This window comes from Rhodococcus sp. PvP016, assembly GCF_017832185.1.
Taxonomy (GTDB): Bacteria; Actinomycetota; Actinomycetes; order Mycobacteriales; family Mycobacteriaceae; genus Rhodococcoides.
Genome location: NZ_JAFIBH010000001.1, coordinates 1,834,905 through 1,854,658, shown reverse-complemented (window position 1 = coordinate 1,854,658; position 19,754 = coordinate 1,834,905). Strand labels below are relative to the sequence as shown.

19 protein-coding genes are annotated in these 19,754 nt (G+C 66.9%); 8 read left to right on the top strand and 11 right to left on the bottom strand.

Annotated elements, in window-relative coordinates:
- Positions 1 to 13: 13 nt before the first annotated feature.
- The gene (locus tag JOE30_RS08560; protein ID WP_204866073.1) at positions 14 to 586 is read left to right on the top strand and encodes a TetR family transcriptional regulator; all 573 of its coding nucleotides are present in this window, start codon (positions 14 to 16) and stop codon (positions 584 to 586) included.
- Positions 587 to 602: 16 nt separating this feature from the next.
- On the opposite strand, the gene JOE30_RS08555 is transcribed toward JOE30_RS08560, so the two are convergent.
- The 7 genes from JOE30_RS08555 to JOE30_RS08525 all read right to left on the bottom strand — a co-directional run bounded on the left by JOE30_RS08555 (position 603) and on the right by JOE30_RS08525 (position 7,646).
- Positions 603 to 1,328, bottom strand: a complete 726-nt coding sequence (locus JOE30_RS08555) for a YoaK family protein (RefSeq protein ID WP_204866071.1) — start codon at positions 1,326 to 1,328, stop codon at positions 603 to 605.
- A 162-nt stretch (positions 1,329 to 1,490) separates the two neighbouring features.
- Positions 1,491 to 2,621, bottom strand: coding sequence for an NAD(P)/FAD-dependent oxidoreductase (locus JOE30_RS08550; RefSeq protein WP_204866069.1), 1,131 nt, complete (start codon positions 2,619 to 2,621; stop codon positions 1,491 to 1,493).
- Positions 2,618 to 2,815 carry a ferredoxin gene (locus JOE30_RS08545; protein ID WP_027504376.1) on the bottom strand — a complete coding sequence of 66 codons (198 nt, stop codon included), beginning with the start codon at positions 2,813 to 2,815 and terminating at the stop codon, positions 2,618 to 2,620. Before JOE30_RS08545 ends, JOE30_RS08550 begins: the two co-directional genes overlap by 4 nt.
- A complete protein-coding gene (locus JOE30_RS08540) occupies positions 2,812 to 4,014 on the bottom strand; it encodes a cytochrome P450 (RefSeq protein ID WP_204866068.1) in 1,203 nt (400 codons plus the stop codon). Before JOE30_RS08540 ends, JOE30_RS08545 begins: the two co-directional genes overlap by 4 nt.
- Complete coding sequence (locus tag JOE30_RS08535; RefSeq protein WP_307806106.1) at positions 4,004 to 5,551, bottom strand: bifunctional 3-(3-hydroxy-phenyl)propionate/3-hydroxycinnamic acid hydroxylase; 1,548 nt, start codon at positions 5,549 to 5,551, stop codon at positions 4,004 to 4,006. Before JOE30_RS08535 ends, JOE30_RS08540 begins: the two co-directional genes overlap by 11 nt.
- Positions 5,548 to 6,483 carry a fumarylacetoacetate hydrolase family protein gene (locus tag JOE30_RS08530; protein ID WP_204866066.1) on the bottom strand — a complete coding sequence of 312 codons (936 nt, stop codon included), beginning with the start codon at positions 6,481 to 6,483 and terminating at the stop codon, positions 5,548 to 5,550. The genes JOE30_RS08535 and JOE30_RS08530 overlap by 4 nt, the downstream gene beginning before the upstream one ends.
- The gene (locus tag JOE30_RS08525; RefSeq protein WP_204866064.1) at positions 6,480 to 7,646 is read right to left on the bottom strand and encodes a VOC family protein; all 1,167 of its coding nucleotides are present in this window, start codon (positions 7,644 to 7,646) and stop codon (positions 6,480 to 6,482) included. Before JOE30_RS08525 ends, JOE30_RS08530 begins: the two co-directional genes overlap by 4 nt.
- A gap of 278 nt (positions 7,647 to 7,924) precedes the next feature.
- Between JOE30_RS08525 and JOE30_RS08520 the strand changes: the two genes are divergently transcribed.
- The 4 genes from JOE30_RS08520 to nhaA all read left to right on the top strand — a co-directional run bounded on the left by JOE30_RS08520 (position 7,925) and on the right by nhaA (position 12,995).
- The gene (locus JOE30_RS08520) at positions 7,925 to 8,587 is read left to right on the top strand and encodes an SDR family NAD(P)-dependent oxidoreductase (protein ID WP_204866063.1); all 663 of its coding nucleotides are present in this window, start codon (positions 7,925 to 7,927) and stop codon (positions 8,585 to 8,587) included.
- Between the two features lie 254 nt (positions 8,588 to 8,841).
- On the top strand, positions 8,842 to 9,714 hold the full coding sequence (locus JOE30_RS08515; protein ID WP_204866062.1) for an alpha/beta fold hydrolase: 873 nt from the start codon (positions 8,842 to 8,844) through the stop codon (positions 9,712 to 9,714).
- 148 nt (positions 9,715 to 9,862) lie between these two features.
- Positions 9,863 to 11,647, top strand: coding sequence for a BCCT family transporter (locus JOE30_RS08510; RefSeq protein WP_239532548.1), 1,785 nt, complete (start codon positions 9,863 to 9,865; stop codon positions 11,645 to 11,647).
- Positions 11,648 to 11,672: 25 nt separating this feature from the next.
- Positions 11,673 to 12,995: a Na+/H+ antiporter NhaA gene (nhaA, locus tag JOE30_RS08505; RefSeq protein ID WP_204866061.1), complete on the top strand. Its 1,323-nt coding sequence runs from the start codon at positions 11,673 to 11,675 to the stop codon at positions 12,993 to 12,995.
- 1 nt (position 12,996) lies between these two features.
- Here nhaA and JOE30_RS08500 read toward each other — a convergent pair whose 3' ends face one another.
- From JOE30_RS08500 to JOE30_RS08490, 3 genes are all read right to left on the bottom strand, one after another.
- Positions 12,997 to 13,380, bottom strand: a complete 384-nt coding sequence (locus tag JOE30_RS08500) for a MerR family transcriptional regulator (RefSeq protein WP_204870168.1) — start codon at positions 13,378 to 13,380, stop codon at positions 12,997 to 12,999.
- Positions 13,381 to 13,459: 79 nt separating this feature from the next.
- Positions 13,460 to 14,965, bottom strand: coding sequence for a SulP family inorganic anion transporter (locus JOE30_RS08495; RefSeq protein ID WP_204866060.1), 1,506 nt, complete (start codon positions 14,963 to 14,965; stop codon positions 13,460 to 13,462).
- 348 nt (positions 14,966 to 15,313) lie between these two features.
- The gene (locus tag JOE30_RS08490; protein ID WP_204870167.1) at positions 15,314 to 16,807 is read right to left on the bottom strand and encodes a SulP family inorganic anion transporter; all 1,494 of its coding nucleotides are present in this window, start codon (positions 16,805 to 16,807) and stop codon (positions 15,314 to 15,316) included.
- Between the two features lie 323 nt (positions 16,808 to 17,130).
- Here JOE30_RS08490 and JOE30_RS08485 point away from each other — a divergent pair, with 323 nt between their 5' ends.
- From JOE30_RS08485 to JOE30_RS08475, 3 genes are read left to right on the top strand one after another with little or no spacing between them, the layout of a single operon-like run.
- Positions 17,131 to 17,532 (top strand): helix-turn-helix transcriptional regulator, encoded by a 402-nt coding sequence (locus tag JOE30_RS08485; RefSeq protein ID WP_204866059.1) that lies wholly within the window; start codon positions 17,131 to 17,133, stop codon positions 17,530 to 17,532.
- Complete coding sequence (gene arsB, locus JOE30_RS08480) at positions 17,529 to 18,617, top strand: ACR3 family arsenite efflux transporter (protein WP_204866058.1); 1,089 nt, start codon at positions 17,529 to 17,531, stop codon at positions 18,615 to 18,617. The genes JOE30_RS08485 and arsB overlap by 4 nt, the downstream gene beginning before the upstream one ends.
- Positions 18,617 to 19,027, top strand: coding sequence for a low molecular weight phosphatase family protein (locus JOE30_RS08475; RefSeq protein ID WP_204866057.1), 411 nt, complete (start codon positions 18,617 to 18,619; stop codon positions 19,025 to 19,027). Before arsB ends, JOE30_RS08475 begins: the two co-directional genes overlap by 1 nt.
- A gap of 59 nt (positions 19,028 to 19,086) precedes the next feature.
- Here the strand turns inward: JOE30_RS08475 and JOE30_RS08470 are convergent, their stop codons facing one another.
- Positions 19,087 to 19,719: a DUF305 domain-containing protein gene (locus JOE30_RS08470; RefSeq protein ID WP_204866055.1), complete on the bottom strand. Its 633-nt coding sequence runs from the start codon at positions 19,717 to 19,719 to the stop codon at positions 19,087 to 19,089.
- Between the last annotated feature and the right edge of the window lie 35 nt (positions 19,720 to 19,754).

The following is a 19,754-nucleotide window of genomic DNA, read 5'->3' as shown; positions in this document are numbered from 1 at the left end:
GTAGGCTCGAACCATGGGTGACGCCGCCGAGACGAGACGACGAATACTGCGTGCAGCGACGGCCGAGTTCGCCGAGCACGGCATCGCGGGGGCGCGCGTCGACCGCATCGCTGCGAACGCCGCCATCAACAAGTCGCAGATCTACGCGTACTTCGGCAGCAAACAGGCGCTGTTCGACGCGGTCTTCGACAACCGGGTCGATGTCGACATGGCGGACATCCCGCTCGACGCGGACGACCTGCCCGGCTACGTCGCGGCCCTGTACGACATGTACCTCGGCGATCCCGAATTGGTGCGCCTCGTCACCTGGGCACGACTGGAGCGGACTCCGATCGGCCCTCTGTTCGCGCACCGCGAGGATGCGAGTCGCACCGAACTGGATGCCATCCGCGACGCACAGAAACGGGGCGTTCTCGTCGACGACGTCACGGCGGAGGATCTCTGGTCGATGCTCGTCTCCCTCGCCGCCACGTGGGCGCAATCCGCGATCGTCCACACCGCACACTCGGGTGAGAGCGCGTCCGACCACGACCGCCGACGAGCAGCACTGGCAGCGACAGCAGAGAGGGCTTTCCGCGCGATCTGAGCCGGCGAGGCACCTGTCAGCCGAAGACCGTCTGCCGCTCGGTGTGGGTGAAGGTGAAGATCGTGGCACCGAAGCTGAACACCGCGGCGAGCAGGAGCACCTGAGGACCCGTGATGACGACGCCGATGAAGGCGCCGATCGCACCGCCGAGCGAGAACGACCCCAGAAGCAGGAGATAGCAGAGCCAGTCGTAACGGGTTCCGCCCCCGCACAGATGGCGTTCGATTCCCTGGCCCAGTTTGACCAGCGTTCCGGTGACATAACTCAGCGGAATGTAGGTCTCCTCCTTCTTGGTGAAGGCGGTGTTCAATGCACCGAGGGCGAAAGCGATGAGAAGGATCGGATAGAAGTTGACGTCGGCGGACGACCACCCGGACAATGCGATGTCGATCGATCCCGCCAGCGCGAGCGCGATCGTCGTGACCACGGTGGCACCGTGCGGATGGTTCGACCAGTACTTACGTCGGCAGATCGACGCGATGACCACGCCGAGCAGAAACGATCCCATCAGAGCGAGTGCGGCCCAGGGAGATGCGCCGGGGGCCACCTCCTTACCGGCCGGCTCACCGAAATGTCCGACGACCGCGCGTTCGGTATTGCCCGTCATGAAGGTGACGAAGTATCCGGCGGAGTGCAGGAATGCGACGGCGCCGACCATCCCGGCCAGGCCGGACAGAATCCAGGACAACCGGGCTTCCGGGCCGACTGCTGTGTCACGACTGATCGCCATAGGTGAGGTCATACCTGTCATTCTCCGGACGGAATGCGCTCAGACGACTCCGTGAGGCGGGTATCACAAAACAATAAACGTGCTTAACACCAGTGAAATGGAGTGAGTCACAACAGCGTTCCAGAAAGACTGGAACAACACCGAAGGAGCGAACTCGGGAAGTGATCTGACAGCTCACGACACCATGCGCCGCAACAACCCGACAGCCTTCTTCATCCCGTAGGCCACGACGGTCCTGCGACCGTCCGCATGTGTCCACTCGAGGAGAGCCGAGCCGTCCTCCACCGACCCCTCCAGCACGGTGGGTGCACCGACGAGAGGCAGCGGTCCGACGACCTTGATCGACAATCCCAGTACCTCGGTCCAGAAGTAGTCGTCCGTCGCTGTGCACCGGGCAGGTAGGTCCAGCGCGGACGCCGCGGCGACCCTGCCCTGCGCGATCGCGTTGGACCAGAACGGGGTTCGGCGAACCCGACCGCTCTCGTCGGAACCGCGAGTGACGTCTCCCGCAGCGAACACCCCCGACACCGCGGTCGCACAGCGGTCGTCGATGTCCACGCCGCCGGCGTCACCGAGCCCGCTGCCGTCGAGCCAGTGGGTGCCGGGGACCTCACCGACACAGCTCACCACGAGATCGGCCGTCGACTCGATGCCGTCGATCCGGACCCCACCCACCGGATCGCCGACCAACTCGACGGGCCGATCCACCCGGCGGACGTCGACCGAGCGGGCGGCCGCCCGTGCGGCGATCGCGTCGGACAGGAACGGGCCGAGTATTCGCTGCAACGGCGGATCCACGTCGACCACCGTGACTGGAATATCGCGTGCCGCACAGGCACTCGCCACTTCCATTCCCAGAAATCCTGCTCCGACGACGATCGCGGACGTCGCATTCTCCAACCGCTCCCGCAGCAGACGTGCATCGGCGAGGCTGCGCACCACCAGCTCACCGCTCTGGTCGGGTGCAGCCAGTCGGCGAGCGGCCGCCCCCGTCGCCACGATGAGAGCGTCGTACGGAACGTCGTCACCCTCCGCGAGCCTGATCACCCGTCGCTCGACATCGACACCGGTCGCCAGCGCGGTGACAGCGGTCAGATCGAGATCGGACAGATCCCAGGCATCGGAGGCACCGACACCCTCGGCGAGAACGCGTTTGGACAGCGGCGGCCGGGCATAGCAACCGTCGGGATCACACCCGACCATGGTGATCGGACCGTCGTGCCCCAGCGCGCGAAGTTCACGTGCGGCGGTGCATCCGGCGATGGAATCACCGACGATCACCACCCGGCGTGTGGCACCACTCACGCGCGCTCACGCAGCGCCGCGACCGGACAGACACTCACGGCCGATCGAGCGCCGGGCACCAACTCGTCCGGGACGTCCGCGCCGTCGTAGGCATGATGCAGCTCGCCCTCGTCGTCGAGGCTGAACACCTCCGGCGCCTGCTCGGCACAGATGCCGTGTCCCTCGCAACGATCCCAGTCGACATCGACGATCATGACGATCTCCTCTCTGCTGCGACCAACCTCAGTGGGAGGCGGTCGAATCGGTGGATGACGTTGTTCACCACACGCGACGGTCGTCCCGTAAGTTCGATGCGCTCGACGCGCTCGGACAGCACTCGCAGAATCGTGGACGCCTCGAGACGAGCGAGCCCCTGACCCGCGCATCCGTGCACACCCGATCCGAAGCCGAGTTGACGGGACGCATCGCGAGTGATGTCGAACGAGTCCGGGTCGTGCCACTCACGAGGGTCACGATTCGCCGACGCGTACAGCACCAGCACGCGCGCGCCCCGAGGAATCACCACGTCGCCGATCGTCTCCTGACGCACCGCCCGTCGGGAGAACGCACGGATCGGCGACTCGTATCGCACGACCTCGTTGACCGCGTTGGGAATCAGGGACGGATCCTCGCGGATCGCCTGCCACTGATCCGGGTGGGTCGCGAACAGGTGCAGTGCGCCGGAGATGGCGCCGATGGTCGTGTCGAGCGAGGGGCCGAGGTAGTCGATCATCAGCGCCGGGCACTGCGATCTCTCGATGCGCCCCTCGTCGGCCGCGGCGAGAACGTCCGCACCCATACTGCCCGGCAGCACCGAGCGTTCACGGACCACCCGGCGGGAGTAGGCCATCATCTCCGACGCTGCTCTGGTCGCCGTCACAGCGTGCCGATTCATGGGGCCGAGTGCGTCGAATGTCGCTCCGGCCCAGCGCAGCAACTCGTCACGGCCGTCTTCCGGCCACCCGACGAGGTCGGGAACGATCGACGTCGGCAGTGCGGTGGCGAGGTCGTCGACTCCGTCGATGCACTGCTGCGTCATCGCCGCGTCGACGATCTGCTCGGCCTTGTCCTGCACCGCCGACGCCATCTTTCGGACGGCCTTCGGGGTGAGCCGGTGTGCGAGCACGGACCTCTTCTGCGTGTGCTCGTCGCCGTCACTGTGGAGCGTCGTTCCACGACCGAGTCTGTTGGCGACGGGATTCAGCGCGACGCCGTCGCCGGAGACGAACGTGCCGTCGTCGAGCAACGTCGCCTTGCATTCCGCGTAGCGCGTGATCGCGTGGACCTTCTGGCGAGTCAGCCACACCACCGGACCCAGAGCTCGCATCTCCGCGTAGTGCGGGTACGGATCGAGGATGGCGGCGGTGGAATAGATGTCCTCGGTGTACCGAGGCACGGCCGGGTCAGTTCTCATCGGCGCGTCCGATCGTGTTCGGGGGCAGAGGGCTCGGCGACGGCGGAACGAGAGTGTGGAGGGCGGACAGCGACCGCGCGGTCGCCATCACCGTCCGGTCGGGGCGGACCAGTGCTGCGGACACCCGTCCGCGGCGCAACCATCTGCCGTGGTCGGAGCCGGGGCTGACCAGGAGGACCTCCGCGCCGCGGCGCGCGATCTCCTGACGTTGAGCGGGTTCGGGTACCACGGTGGTGACCACCGTGAACCGGTACGGTGCAACGGCATCGAAGCGAACACCACGCTCGGTCGGCGCGTTGGGGCACAGCGTTCCCTCGAGTCGACGCGGCGACATCGATCCACGTCGCACGAACATGGAGGGATGCAGACGCGGAGTCGCGCTGTCCGTGACGACGGAACTGAGGCCGGGGACACGTGTCACCACCGGGAACACATGGCGACGCAGACCCGCGACTCGCTCGCCGCCGCCGTTCATGGCCCAGCCGACGGCGACGGCTTGACGAATCATGGCGCGCGCGTGCGGCACTCGCTCCTGCTCGTAGCTGTCGAGAGCCGCCTCGGGCAGGGATCCGCCCAAGACCCCGGCCACCTTCCAGGTCAAGTTGTAGGCGTCTCGCAGACCGGCACCCATCCCCTGGCCGATGAACGGTGGTGTCAGATGCGCCGCGTCACCCAGCAGGAACACCCGTCGATCACGCCACCGGTCTGCGAGCTGGGCCCGGAACGTGTACTCGGTGACCCGAACCAGCTCGAGATCGGTGCGCGGTGCTCGGCGCAGCCAGGGGTCGAGGAGTGGTGCGAGCGCGCCCAGATCCGGGAAGTCGTCGACGGTCTCGTCGTCGAGCAGCTCGAACTCCCACCGGTAGCGGGTGTCGCCGATGCGCATGAACGTGCCCGCGCGGTGCGGATCACACAGCTGGTGCACTCCGTCCCACAGGCCGGGGTCGACGGGACTCGACGCATCGACGACGAGCCACCGCTGCTCGGGCGCGAGAGTCCGCATCGTCGTTCCGAGCGCGGCCCGCACCGCACTGTTCGCGCCGTCGCACCCGAGCACCACGTCCGCCGTCACAGCGCTGCGTTCGCCCGTGGCGACGTCCCGGACGACCACCTGCACGTGATCCTTCATCGTGGCCACGTCGGTGATCTCCACGCCGCCGCGGAACTGCACGTGAGGATCCCGTGTCATCGCCGATCGCAGGATGCGCTCGAGCTCCGGCTGGTCGAACATGTTGGCCGGTGGGAAGCCGTGGGGGCGGGAATCGGGATCACGCTCGAACTCGGCGATGGTGTCCATGGCGGGGTCCACCAGGCGCAGGCCGCGTCCGGGGCGCGAGATCTCGGTGAACGCCTCGGCGACGCCGAGGTCACCGAGGATGCGGTGGACCTCGTCGTCGAGGTGGACGGCACGCGGCTGCGGGAAGATGTCCTCCCACCGGTCGAGTACGAGGCACTCGATGCCGTGGCGACCGAGCAGCGAGGCCGCCACCATTCCGGTGGGTCCCGCGCCGACGACGACGACCGAGTGGTGCGTCACGCGTACCGCACCGTCGTGCGCTGCATCCCCAGGTCGAGCATCGCGTCGTCGGTGGCGATGGTCACCTCCACGACGTCACCGTCCTGCAGATACGCCGGGTTGCTCGCCTGGCGCTTGAAGAAGGTCTTCCACTTCACGGCCGGCGGCAGGAGAGCACCGATGATCTCGATGGGCTTCGGTGGCGCCTTGAGTGCCGTGCCTCCCGGCGTGCCCGTCAGGATCAGGTCGCCCGGGTCGACGCGCTGGAATCCCGTCAGGGTTCGCAGCGCTTCCGTGGGTCGGTAGATCATGTCCCGCACCGTACTGTTCTGCCGGATCTCCCCGTTGACGCGCAGCATCAACCGCAGTTGCTCGAAACGGTCCAGATCGCCGTCCTCGAGAACGAGGAGGACGGGCCCGACGGGGGTGAAGGTCGGGTACGACTTCGCCTCGTAGAACTGGGTCTTCGGCAGCTGGACGTCGCGTGCCGACACGTCGTTGGTGATCACCAGTGCCGCGATGTGGCGGGCGACCGTCGTGTCGTCGATCGTCGATCCCACGGGAAGGGTCGTCCCCACGACGAGCCCGATCTCCACCTCGTAATCGAGCAGGGTGACGTGGGCCGGCCGGACGATGTCGGCGGTCGGTCCGCTGATCGACCCCGACGACTTGCGGAAGAAGGTCAGTGGCACCGTCTCCGGATTCATTCCGGAATCCTTCACGTGCGACACGTAATTGGTCATCTGTGCCACCACGCGGCACGGCGCCGTGACGGGCGAGACGAGCTCGAGCGATGCCACGGGGACGGTCTCGCCGCCGGCCGCGGCAGCGTCGACGGCCGACCGGTCGGCGAGAAGCTCCGCGGTGGTGGTCGCTGCGGTGTCCACCCGAACGGCACCCTCGTGGGTCTGCACCCACCATCCGTCGGCGGTGCGGAGAACGGCGATGCTCATGACGAGGCTACTTTCATCAGGCCGAGAAGGCGTTCGGAGTCGAATTCGTTGTCGCTGCGCAGTCCGGTGAGGATGGATCGCAGTTCCGACAGGGACCGCTTGTTCGGTGCGATCCCCAGGAAGTCCTTGCTGGCGGGTGGTCCCCACTGCGCGAGACCGGACGCCGTCATCGGCGCCCAGCCCGGTTCGAGCGAGGCGTCGAAGCGGTCACCGTCGCTGAAGTGCTCGACGAGGAAGCCGTCCGGGTCGCGCCAGTAGTCGAAGATCTGACTGCCCTGGATGTGCCGCCCGATCCCCCACGAGTGCCGGTAGCCGCGCTCGGTCAGATAGCGACTCCCCGCACCGATGGCGTCGAGATCGCACACCTGGTACGCCGAGTGGACGTACCGGTCCGACGGCCCCAGCGTCATCGCGAGCGTGTGGTGGTCGGTCGGCTCGGACCCCCGGTCGCAGCGGATGAAACTCATGACCGGGCCGCGGTGACGTTGACCGTCGTAGTAGAGGAAATCGCTGACGATCAGCCCCAGATGTTCGAGGTACCAGGTCAGATTCTCGAGATAGCGCGTGCGTTGCAGCACCACGTGACCGAGCCGTTCCACGAGGGCGGGCTCGTGCGGTGGCCGCTGCGTGGCATTGGTGCGCGTGATCCCCGCGGGGTCGAGCGCCCCGAAGTTGTAGTCGTGGGTGCGTTGACCCGGCAACTGGCGACCGTCGTCGAGATCGGCGACCACCCGCACCGGCTGGCCGCTCGGATCCGTCACGGTCACTCCGATCCCCCCGATCGACTCGGGCAGCCGCTCGACGCGATGACCCGTCGCGCGGGCGAGGCGCAGCACGTCGGCGGACTCGGCGGCACGGAAGGCCGCACCGACGTAGGACGTTCGGCGGCCCTTGCGGATGATCACGCACGGCGCTCCGTCCGCCAGCCCGCGCAGATGCAGCTCGTCGTCGGTCCGCACGGTGACGCCGAAGCCGAACGCTTCCGCGAACGTCTGCGCGCGGTCCAGGTCGGGCTTACGGAACTCGAGCCAGGCGATGTCCTGGACCTTGATCACCGGGTTCACCGCACGACCGGGATGCTCACCCGGCAACGCACCCTGATCGACGTGCATCCCCTGATGCCCGTCGACGTCGCGAGTTCGGTGCGCGTGATCGATCGTCATGGCCGCTCCTGAAGTAGATGATCACATCGTCACTCATGATCGGATCGCTCGTCAAGACTTTCTGATGAAATCATCACCAAGTACTGCTCGAGCGCTGACTCGTGTGCAGTGATCCGCGCAATCCGCGGATCACTGCACACAGGTGGCTCGGGAGCGACAGGCTCTCGCTGCTCGTTCCGCTGGCTACCCTCGACGTCATGGCCAGGCCCGGCCACCGCGTCACCCCGCAGCACGACGCGCTGGTGTCCTGACATCCACTCGATCAGAGGAGTACGACCATGACCACGATCGCCATCATCGGTGCGGGTGAGGGACTCGGAGCCGCCGTCGCTCGCCGCTTCGGCCGCGAGGGGTTCTCGGTCGCCCTGATCTCCCGAGAGCAGGGCAATGTCGACCGCATCGCCGCCGCGCTCGGCGGCGCCGGGATCACCGCCGCGGGCTTCGCGGCCGACGTCCGGAACCCCGAGTCCCTGACCACCGCGCTGGACTCGGCGGCCGAGCGACTCGGACCGATCGAGGTACTGCAGTACAGCCCTGTCCCGGCGAGGGAATTCATGAAGCCGGTCCTCGAGACACGCGTGGCCGATCTCGTCGGTCCGGTCGAGTTCTCGATCTACGGACCCGTCACCGCGGTGAACTGGGCACTGCCGGGAATGCGGTCGCTGGGACGCGGCACCGTGCTGTTCGTCAACGGAGGCAGTGCAGTTCGTCCCGGCGCAACCGTTGCCGGGACCTCGGTCGCCTTCGCCGGCGAGAGTGCCTACGCCCAGCTGCTGCACGACGCACTCGCACCGGAGGGTCTGCACGTCGGACAGCTGATCATTCCGCGGGGCATCGGTGCGGGTGAGCCGTCGCACGAACCGGATGCGCTCGCGGAACGACTGTGGACCATGCACACCGAGCGCGGCGAATTCCGCACGTTCGCAGCACCTCTCGACTGAACCAGCCCGCTGATCGTGTACTCCCGACCCCGGAATCCGGGGTCTCGATTCCACTGTCGCCATCGCGTCGCGACAGCTCAGGACGACGCCCGCGTGGAAGGCCCGAGCGGCCGGTGTCCTTCCGCGGACCTCTGTTCGCCGACTGGCAACCCGCCGACCGCACGAGTAGTGTCCTCCCACGGTGTGCCGGGAAGTCTGGTCGGCGGTCGTTTCGACGACCCCGAACGACGTCCAGCAGGAAGAGGCACTTCGACATGATGCTCGCCGTCGACACGGGCACGTACCGGACCACAGCAGGCCGAGAGGCCGTGCAGGAATGGTGCCGACGCAGACTGGCCGACTGGTCCACGCCGCACACCGTTCGCCGGATCGACACCTCGCTCGGTTCGACCGTCGTCACGTCCGTCGTTCGACCCGACGCGCAGCGCACCGTCGTGGTGGTGCCCGGCGAGCTGTCCTGCGCGGCACTTCTGACGCCGCTGATCGATGCGATGCCCGACGCCACGGTGCACGTCGCCGACATGCCCGGCCAGCCCGGGCTCAGTTCGGGGGTTCGTCCGCGCCGGGGCCGGGCCTCGGCCGACTACGGTCGCTGGCTGGAGGACACCCTGACGCAGATCGGTGCCCAGCGGCCGGTCCTGTTGGGGATCGGGAGCGGCGCCGCGGCGGCACTCTCCGCCACCTGCCGATCATCGGTCGGTGCGATGGTGCTGGTCCGTCCCGAGGGCATCGTCCCCGTCTCTCGTCCCGATGGGCGGCTCCTGCGACGTCGCGCGTCCGCGCACAGCACCTCCAGGACGGTGGCCGCACTCGGCGGACAGAATTTCCTTCCGGACGACGACCTGGTGGAATGGCGACTACTGGTGTCGACACATTGCGCCGGATCGCGCGCTGATCGGCACATCTCGGAGCGGCGGCTCGCGGAATGGAGCCGCGCGGTGCCGCTCGAAGTGATGACGGGATCGTGTGACCCGGTACTCGACCACCGGCGTCTGGACGACCAGGTGTGGGAGATCACCGGTCGGGACACGACGGTTCTCGACGACTGCGGTCACCTCACGGAACACGAGTGCCCACGGGCGCTCACCGCCGCCATCGAGCGGGTCGATCGACGGGTCCGGACGTAGCGGATTCGCGTCCGGCCGGTCTTCACCGCCATGATCGACTGACCGATAGTCTATTTCTCAGGATGTGAGACAAATTAATTCTGTACGTTCCGCCTGGCGCGGAATACGTAAACCCGTGTTCATTCCCGCCTCCGCCGTCATCGTGGCCATGATCGTCTTCTCGGTGATCTTCGCGGGTACCGCTGCCGATGCCTTCGAGGCGCTCAACGGGGCCATCACCGACGGTGTCGGATGGTGGTACATCCTGACGGCGACGGGGTTCGTCGTCTTCGCCCTCTACTGTGGCGCCAGCCGTATCGGCAACATCCGCCTCGGCCGTGACGACGAGAGCCCGGAGTTTGGCGTGCTCTCCTGGTTCGCGATGCTCTTCAGCGCCGGCATGGGCATCGGCCTGGTGTTCTACGGGGTCGCAGAACCGTTGTCGCACTACATCACTCCCCCGGTCGCCGGGGGTGTCGGGGGGTCGACCGATGCGGCCGCGAACCAGGCCATGGAGCTCACTCTGTATCACTGGGGTCTGCATGCGTGGGCGATCTACGTCGTCGTCGGACTCGGGCTCGCCTACATGACGTACCGGAAGGGTCGGCCACTGTCGGTTCGGTGGCTGCTCGAACCGCTCCTCGGACGGCAACGGATCGAGGGCGCCATCGGTCACGCCATCGACGCCATCGCCATCATCGGAACGCTGTTCGGAGTCGCGACCTCGCTCGGTTTCGGTGTTCAGCAGATCTCCGCCGGATTGTCCTACCTCGGCTGGGTGGAGACGAACAATTGGCTGACCATCGCCCTCATTGCCTTCGTCACGTTGCTCGCCACGTACTCCGTCGTGTCCGGCGTGTCGAAGGGCCTCAAGTGGCTCTCCAACATCAACATGGCGCTCGCGGCCGGTCTGGCAGTGTTCGTCCTGATCGCAGGCCCGACGCTGTTCCTCATGCAGTCGTGGGTGCAGAACCTCGGTGGGTACGTCCAAGCGCTGCCGGAACTGATGCTCCGCACATCACCCTTCGCCGAGGACGGGTGGTCCGGCGCCTGGACCATCTTCTACTGGGGATGGTGGATGAGCTGGGCACCGTTCGTCGGCATGTTCATCGCACGGATCTCGCGCGGCCGCACGATCCGCGAATTCGTCTTCGGCGTGCTGCTCGCGCCGACTCTCGTCGGCTCGCTGTGGTTCACCATCTTCGGTGACTCCGGAATCCTCCGTCAGCGCAACGAGGGCACCATGCTCGCCGACGACGGAACGGTCGGCACGGACACGAGCTTGTTCCAGCTTCTCGACGGTCTACCGCTCGCGACCGTCACGAGTGTTCTCGCCATCGCCGTGATCGTGTTCTTCTTCGTCACGTCCTCCGACTCCGGCTCGCTGGTCATCGACATCCTCTCCACCGGTGGTGATCTCGACACACCCAAGATCACCCGCGTCTACTGGACCGTGCTCGAGGGCGTCGCCGCAGTTCTGCTGCTGATCGGTGGATCCGGATCACTCACGGCATTGCAGACGGCGTCGATCGCGACCGCGGTGCCGTTCTCGATCATCATGGTGCTGGCCTGCGTGTCACTCCTCAAGGCCTTCCGCTACGAGGTGGCCACAACGCCGTCCTACGTCCGGATCACCCCTGCCGGGGATGCACCGCCCGTGGACGGCGCGATTGCGCCGAGCCGGCCGGAGCGCGGCCGAATCTCCACCACGTTCGCCGGTCTGTCACCGTCGAAGGACGGCCTGTCCACTCCGTCCGGACTGCTCGCGGTCCAGTCGGTACCGCAGAGCCGACTCCAGATCGACCCGGACACCGGCGCCGTTCAGTACTCGGAGCACGACGAGCCGGTCGATCCGCTCGGCGGCGAGGTCTTCGACACACCCGAGTTCGCGGACTCCGCCGAAGGCGAAGCCCACCAACGCCGTACCGACGCCACCGCGTACGACAACTCCTGATCGTCAGAGCATCGAAGGGCACCCCATGACGTCATCCTCGCCACCTCCCACGCGTCGCAGTCTGCTCTCGCGGGGGTCGTGGTCCGAAGCCTCGCGTATCTCCGACGTGCTGCGCAAGGAGACCGTCGGGGGTGCCCTTCTCCTGGTCGCCACGGTGATCGCTCTCGTCTGGGCGAACTCCCCGTGGTCGGCCGCCTACGACACGCTCATGGCGACACGAGTGGGCCCGTCCGCGCTCCACCTCGATCTCACTCTCTCCACCTGGGCAGCGGACGGCCTGCTCGCGATCTTCTTCTTCGTCGTGGGCCTCGAGCTCAAGCGCGAGTTCGTCGCCGGCGATCTCCGCGACCCGGCGCGTGCGGCACTGCCCATCGCGGCCGCGATCGGCGGCATGGCGGTGCCCGCACTGATCTTCGTCGTCGTCAATCTGCGTACCGGTGACGGCGCGCTGCTGGGGTGGGCCATTCCCACCGCGACCGACATCGCCTTCGCGGTCGCTGTTCTCGCCGTCGTCAGCACGCACCTTCCACTCGCACTGCGCACCTTTCTCCTGACGCTGGCCGTCGTCGACGATCTCCTGGCGGTGACGGTGATCGCGATCTTCTACACCGCCGACCTGAACTTCGTGGCGCTCGGCGCCGCGATGATCCCGCTCGCCCTCTTCGCCGTTGCGGTGCAGCGACGGATCCGGTCCTGGTGGATTCTCATTCCCCTCGCGGTCGTCACCTGGGTTCTCATGCACGAGTCCGGTGTTCACGCCACCGTCGCCGGCGTGCTGCTCGGATTCGCGGTGCCGGTGATCCGCAGCCGCGCCGCCGGTGGCCCGGAGGCCGGACCCGGTATGGCCGAACACTTCGAACATCGCATCCGGCCTCTCTCCGCCGGTGTCGCGGTGCCGCTCTTCGCTTTCTGCGCCGCCGGCGTGACCGTCGGCGGCGTGTCGGGCTTCTTCGAGGCTCTCGGCGACCCGATCGCCATCGGAATCGTCGCCGGTCTGGTGGTCGGCAAGACCATCGGCGTGCTGGGCACCACGTATCTCGTGTCCCGCTTCACCCGTGCCACTCTCGATGCCGGGCTCGCGTGGCGCGACGTGTTCGGCGTCGCCGTTCTCGCCGGAATCGGTTTCACCGTCTCACTGCTGATCGGCGACCTCGCCTTCGGCGAGAGCACCGAGCGAGACGATCACGTCAAGGTCGGAGTGCTGACCGGATCGGTGATCTCGGCATGCATCGCCGCCGCGATTCTGCGCAGCCGCAACCGCGCGTACAAGCTGATCCACGAGGAGGAGACCCGCGACGACGATCACGACGGTATCCCCGACGTGTATCAGCGCCGCGAGGAGAGCTGACTCAGAGTTCGGTGACCGGCCTGCGGGCCGCCAGCAGCGCGGCGAACTCCTCGCCGTAGGCCAGATGGCGTCGCAACGTCTCGCATCGGTCCAGCGCCTTGTCGTGACACTTATCGACGAACTGTGTTGCGGCAGCGCGGTCCTCGTCGTCGGCATCGTCATTCCCGAGGACGTCGAGCGCCTCGAGCAACTCGCCCATCTCGGCCAGCGTGAACTCCAAGGGCTTCATCCGCCGGATCACCAGCAATCGCTCGACGTCGGCCTCGGTGTAGAGCCGGAATCCGCCGGCCGATCGAGCCGACGGGACGACGAGACCCACCGAGTCGTAGTGGCGCAGTGTGCGAATGGACAATGACGTGCGTTCGGCGACCTCACCGATCTGCATGGTCCCGGCCACTGTCCCGCTCCTTCGTCGTGCGTTGCGTGTGCGTCGACTCTAGTTCCGACCCGGAGACCGGGCCCGATCAGTGTCCTGCGCCGAGGTTTCCGCTGAGCCGGTCCCGTCGTTCCTCGGACGACGCGTTCAGGCCCACGATCTCCACCGTCTTGCCCTTCGCCGCGTACTTCGTGGTGACGGCGTCGAGCGCCGCGACGGTGGAGGCGTCCCAGATGTGCGATTCCGACATGTCGATGACGATGTTCTCGGGGTCCCCGATGTAGTCGAACTGATGGATCAGATCGTTGCTGGAGGCGAAGAACAATTCTCCCAAGACCTTGTAGACACGCGTGTTCTCGTCCGGATGCGCCACGTCGACCACCTCGGTGAGATGCGCGACCCGCCGCGCGAAGAGCACCATCGCGGTGACGACACCGACGACGACGCCGTAGGCCAGATTGTGGGTCGCGACGGTCACGGCCACCGTGGCGATCATGACCAGCGTCTCGCTCTTGGGCATGCGCCGCAGGGTCGACGGACGGATGCTGTGCCAGTCGAACGTGCCCACCGAGACCATGATCATGACCGCGACCAGCGCGGCCATCGGGATGAGTGCCACGATGTCGCCCAGTCCCACCACGAGGATCAGCAGGAACGTGCCGGCGAGGAAGGTCGAGATCCTGGTGCGGGCGCCGGAGACCTTCACGTTGATCATGGTCTGGCCGATCATCGCGCAGCCGCCCATGCCGCCGGTGAAGCCCGTGACGAGGTTGGCGACACCCTGGCCCCAACCCTCGCGGGTCTTGTTCGAGCGCGAATCGGTGATGTCGTCCACCAGCTTCGCGGTCATCAGTGATTCCAGGAGCCCCACCAGGGCGATGGCGAGCGAGAACGGCGCAATGATCGACAGGGTGTCGAGGGTGAACGGCACGTTCGGGAGCAGCAGTGTCGGAAGCGACGACGGCAGCTCACCCTCGTCTCCGACATCGGGAACCTGCAGCGCGAACACGAGAGTGGCGGCGGTGAGCATCACGATGGCGATCAACGGTGCGGGCACGACGGTCGTCAGCTTGGGAAGGAACACCATGACCACGAGACCCACTGCCACGAGGGGATACACCAGAGCGGGCACGCCGATGAGGTACGGCAACTGTGACGTGAAGATGAGGATCGCGAGCGCGTTGACGAACCCGACCATCACGCTGTGCGGAATGAAGCGCATCAGCTTCGCCACACCGACGACGCTGAGCACGATCTGCAGGACGCCACCGAGGATCACGGCAGCGATGAGGTAGTCGAGGCCGTACTCGCGTGACAGTGGCGCGACGACGAGGGCGATCGCTCCGGTGGCGGCGGAGATCATGGCAGGACGACCGCCGACGATCGAGATGGTGACCGCCATCGTGAAGGACGCGAACAGTCCGACGCGGGGATCGACACCGGCGATGATGGAGAACGAGATCGCCTCCGGGATCAGCGCCAGCGCGACGACCAGGCCCGCCAGCACCTCGGTCTTCAGTCGACGAGGTGAACGCAGCGCGGCCAGCACCGAGGTGTCCTCGGGTGGGGCGACGGTCGAGCCGGCGTGGGACATGACGAGCCTCTCTCGTGGTGCGGAATGGCGGGAGGCCGGCCGTTCGGCTGACGCGGGCCCACGCGGACCGGGCAGGCTCTCCGCCCGATGAAAGCTACTCTCACCGGACAGGAGTGTGCGAACCGGCCACCGTCGACTCAAATCGAGGTGGATATGCCCGAGACCGGCCGACCCGAGGGGAGTCGCGGAGTCGGTGTGAGACATGCGAGCACCCCGACCAGGCGAGGGACGAGCGCGAGACCCACGACCACCGGTACGTAGCTAACGGCGATGTCGGCGGCGATGTCGGCGGCAATACTCAGCGCCATGCGGACGGCGCCGTCGATGGCGCTGGTGCTGTGCTGGTCATCAGTGGCCGGCGGCGAGCGTTCCGGTCAGTCGTCCGTGGCGTTCGGCGGACGCCCCGTCGAGTCCGATGATGTTCGCCTGCTTGCCCTTCGAGGCGTACTTCTGGGTGATGGCGTCCAACGCCGCGACGGTGGAGGCGTCCCAGACGTGAGCTCCGCTGAGGTCGATGATCACGTTCTGCGGGTCGTCGAGGTAGTCGAACTGGTAGACCAGGTCGTTGCTGGAGGCGAAGAACAGTTCACCGCTGACCCGGTAGACCCGGGTGTTCTCGTCCGGATGCGCCACGTCGACCACCTCGGTGAGATGCGCGACGCGGCGCGCGAAGAGGACCATCGCGGTGAGCACGCCGACGACGACGCCGTAGGCGAGGTTGTGGGTGGCGACGGTGACCACGACCGTGGCGAGCATGACGGCGGTCTCGCTCCCGGGCATGCGGCGCAGGGTGGCGGGGTGGATGCTGTGCCAGTCGAGGGTGCCGATGGCGACCATGATCATCACCGCAGCGAGCGCGGCCATCGGGATCAGGGCGACGATGTCGCCGAGGCCGACGACGAGCAGCAGCAGGAAGATCCCGGCCAGGAACGTGGAGATGCGGGTGCGGGCACCGGAGGCCTTGACGTTGATCATCGTCTGGCCGACCATCGCGCAGCCGCCCATGCCGCCGAAGAAGCCGGTGATGACGTTCGCCGCGCCCTGCCCCCAGCTCTCCCGTGTCTTGTTCGAGTGGGTGTCGGTGACGTCGTCGACCAGCTTCGCCGTCAGCAACGACTCGAGCAGACCGACGATGGCCATGGCGATGGCGTAGGGGGCGATGACCGCCAGCGTCTCGAGCGTGAGTGGGACATCGGGGAAGAACAGGGCGGGCAGGCTGGACGGGAGCTCACCCTCACCGCCGACGTTCGGCACGTTCCACGCGAACACCACCACCGCACCGGTGAGCAGCACGATCGCCACCAGCGGTGCGGGCACCACCGAGGTGATGCGCGGGAGCACCACCATGATGAGCAGCCCTACCGCGACGAGCGGGTAGACCAGCCACGGCACCCCGATGAGCACCGGGAACTGCGAAGTGAAGATCAAGATCGCCAGGGCGTTGACGAAGCCGACCATGACGCTGCGGGGAATGAAGCGCATCAACTTCGCGACTCCCAGCACTCCGAAGAGCACCTGCAGGATGCCGGCGAGGATGACGGTGGCGATGAAGTAATCCAGCCCGTACTCCCGTGCCACCGGGGCGATGACCAGGGCGATCGCCCCGGTCGCAGCGGAGATCATCGCCGGGCGGCCGCCGAGAAATGCGATCGCCACCGCCATGGTGAAGGAGGCGAACAAACCGATTCGAGGATCGACGCCGGCGATGATGGAGAACGCGATCGCCTCCGGGATGAGCGCGAGCGCGACGACGAGGCCGGCCAGCACTTCCGTTTTCAGTCGGCGTGGTGATCTCAGAGCATTCATCACGGTGTGGTCGGACTCGGACACCTCGTGCGGCATCGACGTCGCGCTCTCTGGTGCTGCTGACACGGTTGTTCTCCGTTCGTGCTGCGCGAGACGATCGCGGCGATGTGCTCGCTGCGGTCACCGGCGGCGGGGTGGCGCATCGCTGCGCCCGGGTGGGGTGGATCGACATCGGATCCGGGAAGTCTCAGGGCCCGAGTCAGCGGCGTAGGCCGGTGCGGCGGGACCTGATCTCTACCCTTACGTACGGGTAGAGATGATGGCAAGCGCACAGCCGAGGGCGTGATCGACGCCACACTTGCGCACAGTTCCCACACCGGTTGCTTGACCCCTGATTCGCCGACCGTCAATATAGACGCATGTCGAAACACACCGTGCCCATCGCGGCATCGGACAGCGAGTGCTGCTCCCCGCTGGTTCGCGAACCTCTGACCACCGATTGGGCCGGTGATCTGGCTCGGATGTTCAAGGCACTCGGCGATCCGGTCCGTCTGCGCCTGCTGAGCCTGGTGGCCAGTCACGAGAGCGGCGAGGCGTGCGTCTGCGACATCTCCGGGTCCTTCGACCTGTCGCAGCCGACGATCTCCCACCACCTCAAGGTCCTCCGCGAAGCCGGCCTCCTCGACTGCGAGCGCCGCGGAACCTGGGTCTACTATTGGGTGATTCCCGCTGCGCTGCAGCAGTTGTCGTCGGTTCTCGCCGCAACGGATCCGACCGCCGCAGACGCGAACGTCTCCGGCGCTGCGTTGGTGAGCGCGTGAGCACCGCGGCGAACACCACCGACCACCCCGCCGTCGTCGGCAAGCTCTCCACCCTCGACCGCTTCCTCCCGGTGTGGATCGGCGTCGCGATGGTCGTCGGGCTGCTGCTCGGACGCATGATCCCCGGGATGAACGACGCGCTGTCGTCCATCTCCGTCGACGGCGTCTCCCTCCCCATCGCGATCGGCCTGCTGATCATGATGTACCCGGTGCTGGCCAAGGTCCGCTACGACCGGCTCGACACCGTCACCGGCGACAAGCGACTCCTACTGGGTTCCCTCGCCCTGAACTGGATCCTGGGCCCCGCGCTGATGTTCGCCCTCGCCTGGCTGTTCCTCCCCGACCTACCCGAATACCGCACCGGACTGATCATCGTCGGGCTCGCCCGCTGCATCGCCATGGTCATCATCTGGAACGACCTCGCCTGCGGCGACCGCGAAGCCGCAGCCGTCCTCGTGGCCATCAACTCGGTCTTCCAGGTGATCATGTTCGCCGTCCTCGGCTGGTTCTACCTCTCCGTGCTCCCCGGCTGGCTCGGCCTCGAGCAGACCACCATCGAGGCATCACCGTGGCAGATCGCGAAGTCCGTCCTGATCTTCCTGGGCATCCCGTTGATCGCCGGATTCGCCTCGCGGTACTTCGGAGAACGCGCCAGGGGCCGCGAGTGGTACGAGACCTCGTTCATCCCGAAGATCGGGCCGTGGGCGCTCTACGGACTGCTGTTCACCATCGTCGTCCTCTTCGCACTGCAGGGCGACCGCATCACCTCCCAACCCCTCGACGTCGTCCGCATCGCGCTGCCGCTGCTGGTGTACTTCGCGGTGATGTGGGGCGGCGGATACGCCCTCGGCGCCGCCATGGGACTGGGCTACGAACGCACCACCACCCTGGCATTCACCGCGGCGGGCAACAACTTCGAGCTCGCCATCGCCGTCGCGATCGCCACCTACGGCGCCACCTCCGGCCAAGCCCTCGCCGGCGTCGTCGGACCGTTGATCGAGGTCCCCGTCCTGGTGGGCCTGGTCTACGTCTCACTGGCGCTGCGCAGACGGTTCTCGCCCACCACGACCAGGAAGGAATCCTGATGTCCGACAAGCCGAGCGTGCTGTTCGTGTGTGTGAAGAACGGCGGGAAGTCGCAGATGGCAGCAGGCCTGATGCGCAAGGCCGCCGGTGACGATGTGGAGGTGCACTCCGCCGGCACCGCCCCCGGCAGCTCCGTCAACGCCCTGTCGGCGCAGACGCTGCTCGAGATCGGGGTGGACCTGTCCGGGGAACACCCCAAGCCGATCGACCCGGAGCTTCTGTCGCGGATGAACTACGTCGTCACCCTCGGCACCGAGGCGACGATCGACCCGGTCGAGGGACCGACCTACCTGAACTGGGACACCGACGAGCCGTCGGCGCGAGGCATCGAGGGCATCGAGCGGATGCGTCTGGTGCGCGACGACATCGCCGCTCGCGTCGACGACCTCGCGGCGCGCCTCCAGAACTGACACGGGCAGCACCTGACGGCCCGCCACTCCCGTCGGAGTGGCGGGCCGTCGGCCGTGGATCAGCCGAGAAGTCGTTCCATCCTGGCGATCTCGGCGTTCTGCGTCTCGACGATCGTGCGGGCCATCGCGACTGCGTCGACGTGAGAGCCCTCCTCGATCTCCGTCTCCGCCATGGTGACCGCACCCCGATGATGGTCGATCATCATCGTCAGCCACCGCTGGTCGAACTCGTCGCCGGACAAGGTCGTCAGCGAGGCCATGTCCTGCGAAGTCATCATTCCGCTCCCCGACCCGTGGTCCGTGCCGTCCATGCTCTCGGACGCTGCCGACGGTGACGGCTGACCCCACTCCGCCAGCCAGGAGGCCAACTGGTCCATCTCGGGCTGCTGGGCATCCGCGATCTCACCGGCGAGCGTGACCACGTCCGGATTCGTGGAACGCCCGTCGACCATGGAGGCCATCTCGACAGCCTGAGCATGGTGCGGGTACATCATCGATGCGAACGCGACGTCGGCGTCGGCGAAGTCCGCAGCGGGATCGGCATCCTGAGACGGCGCTGACTCCATGGACGAGGAACCCATCGAGTGGCCCTCCATCGACGCGGACGACCCGCCGTCGCCACAACCGGCGACGAGGGCGACTCCGATCGCGGCAGCGGCGAGAGTGGTGACTGTCGTGGTCGTGACATGCATGGGCGTACTCCTGAGGCGTGTCGAACGGGAAAGGG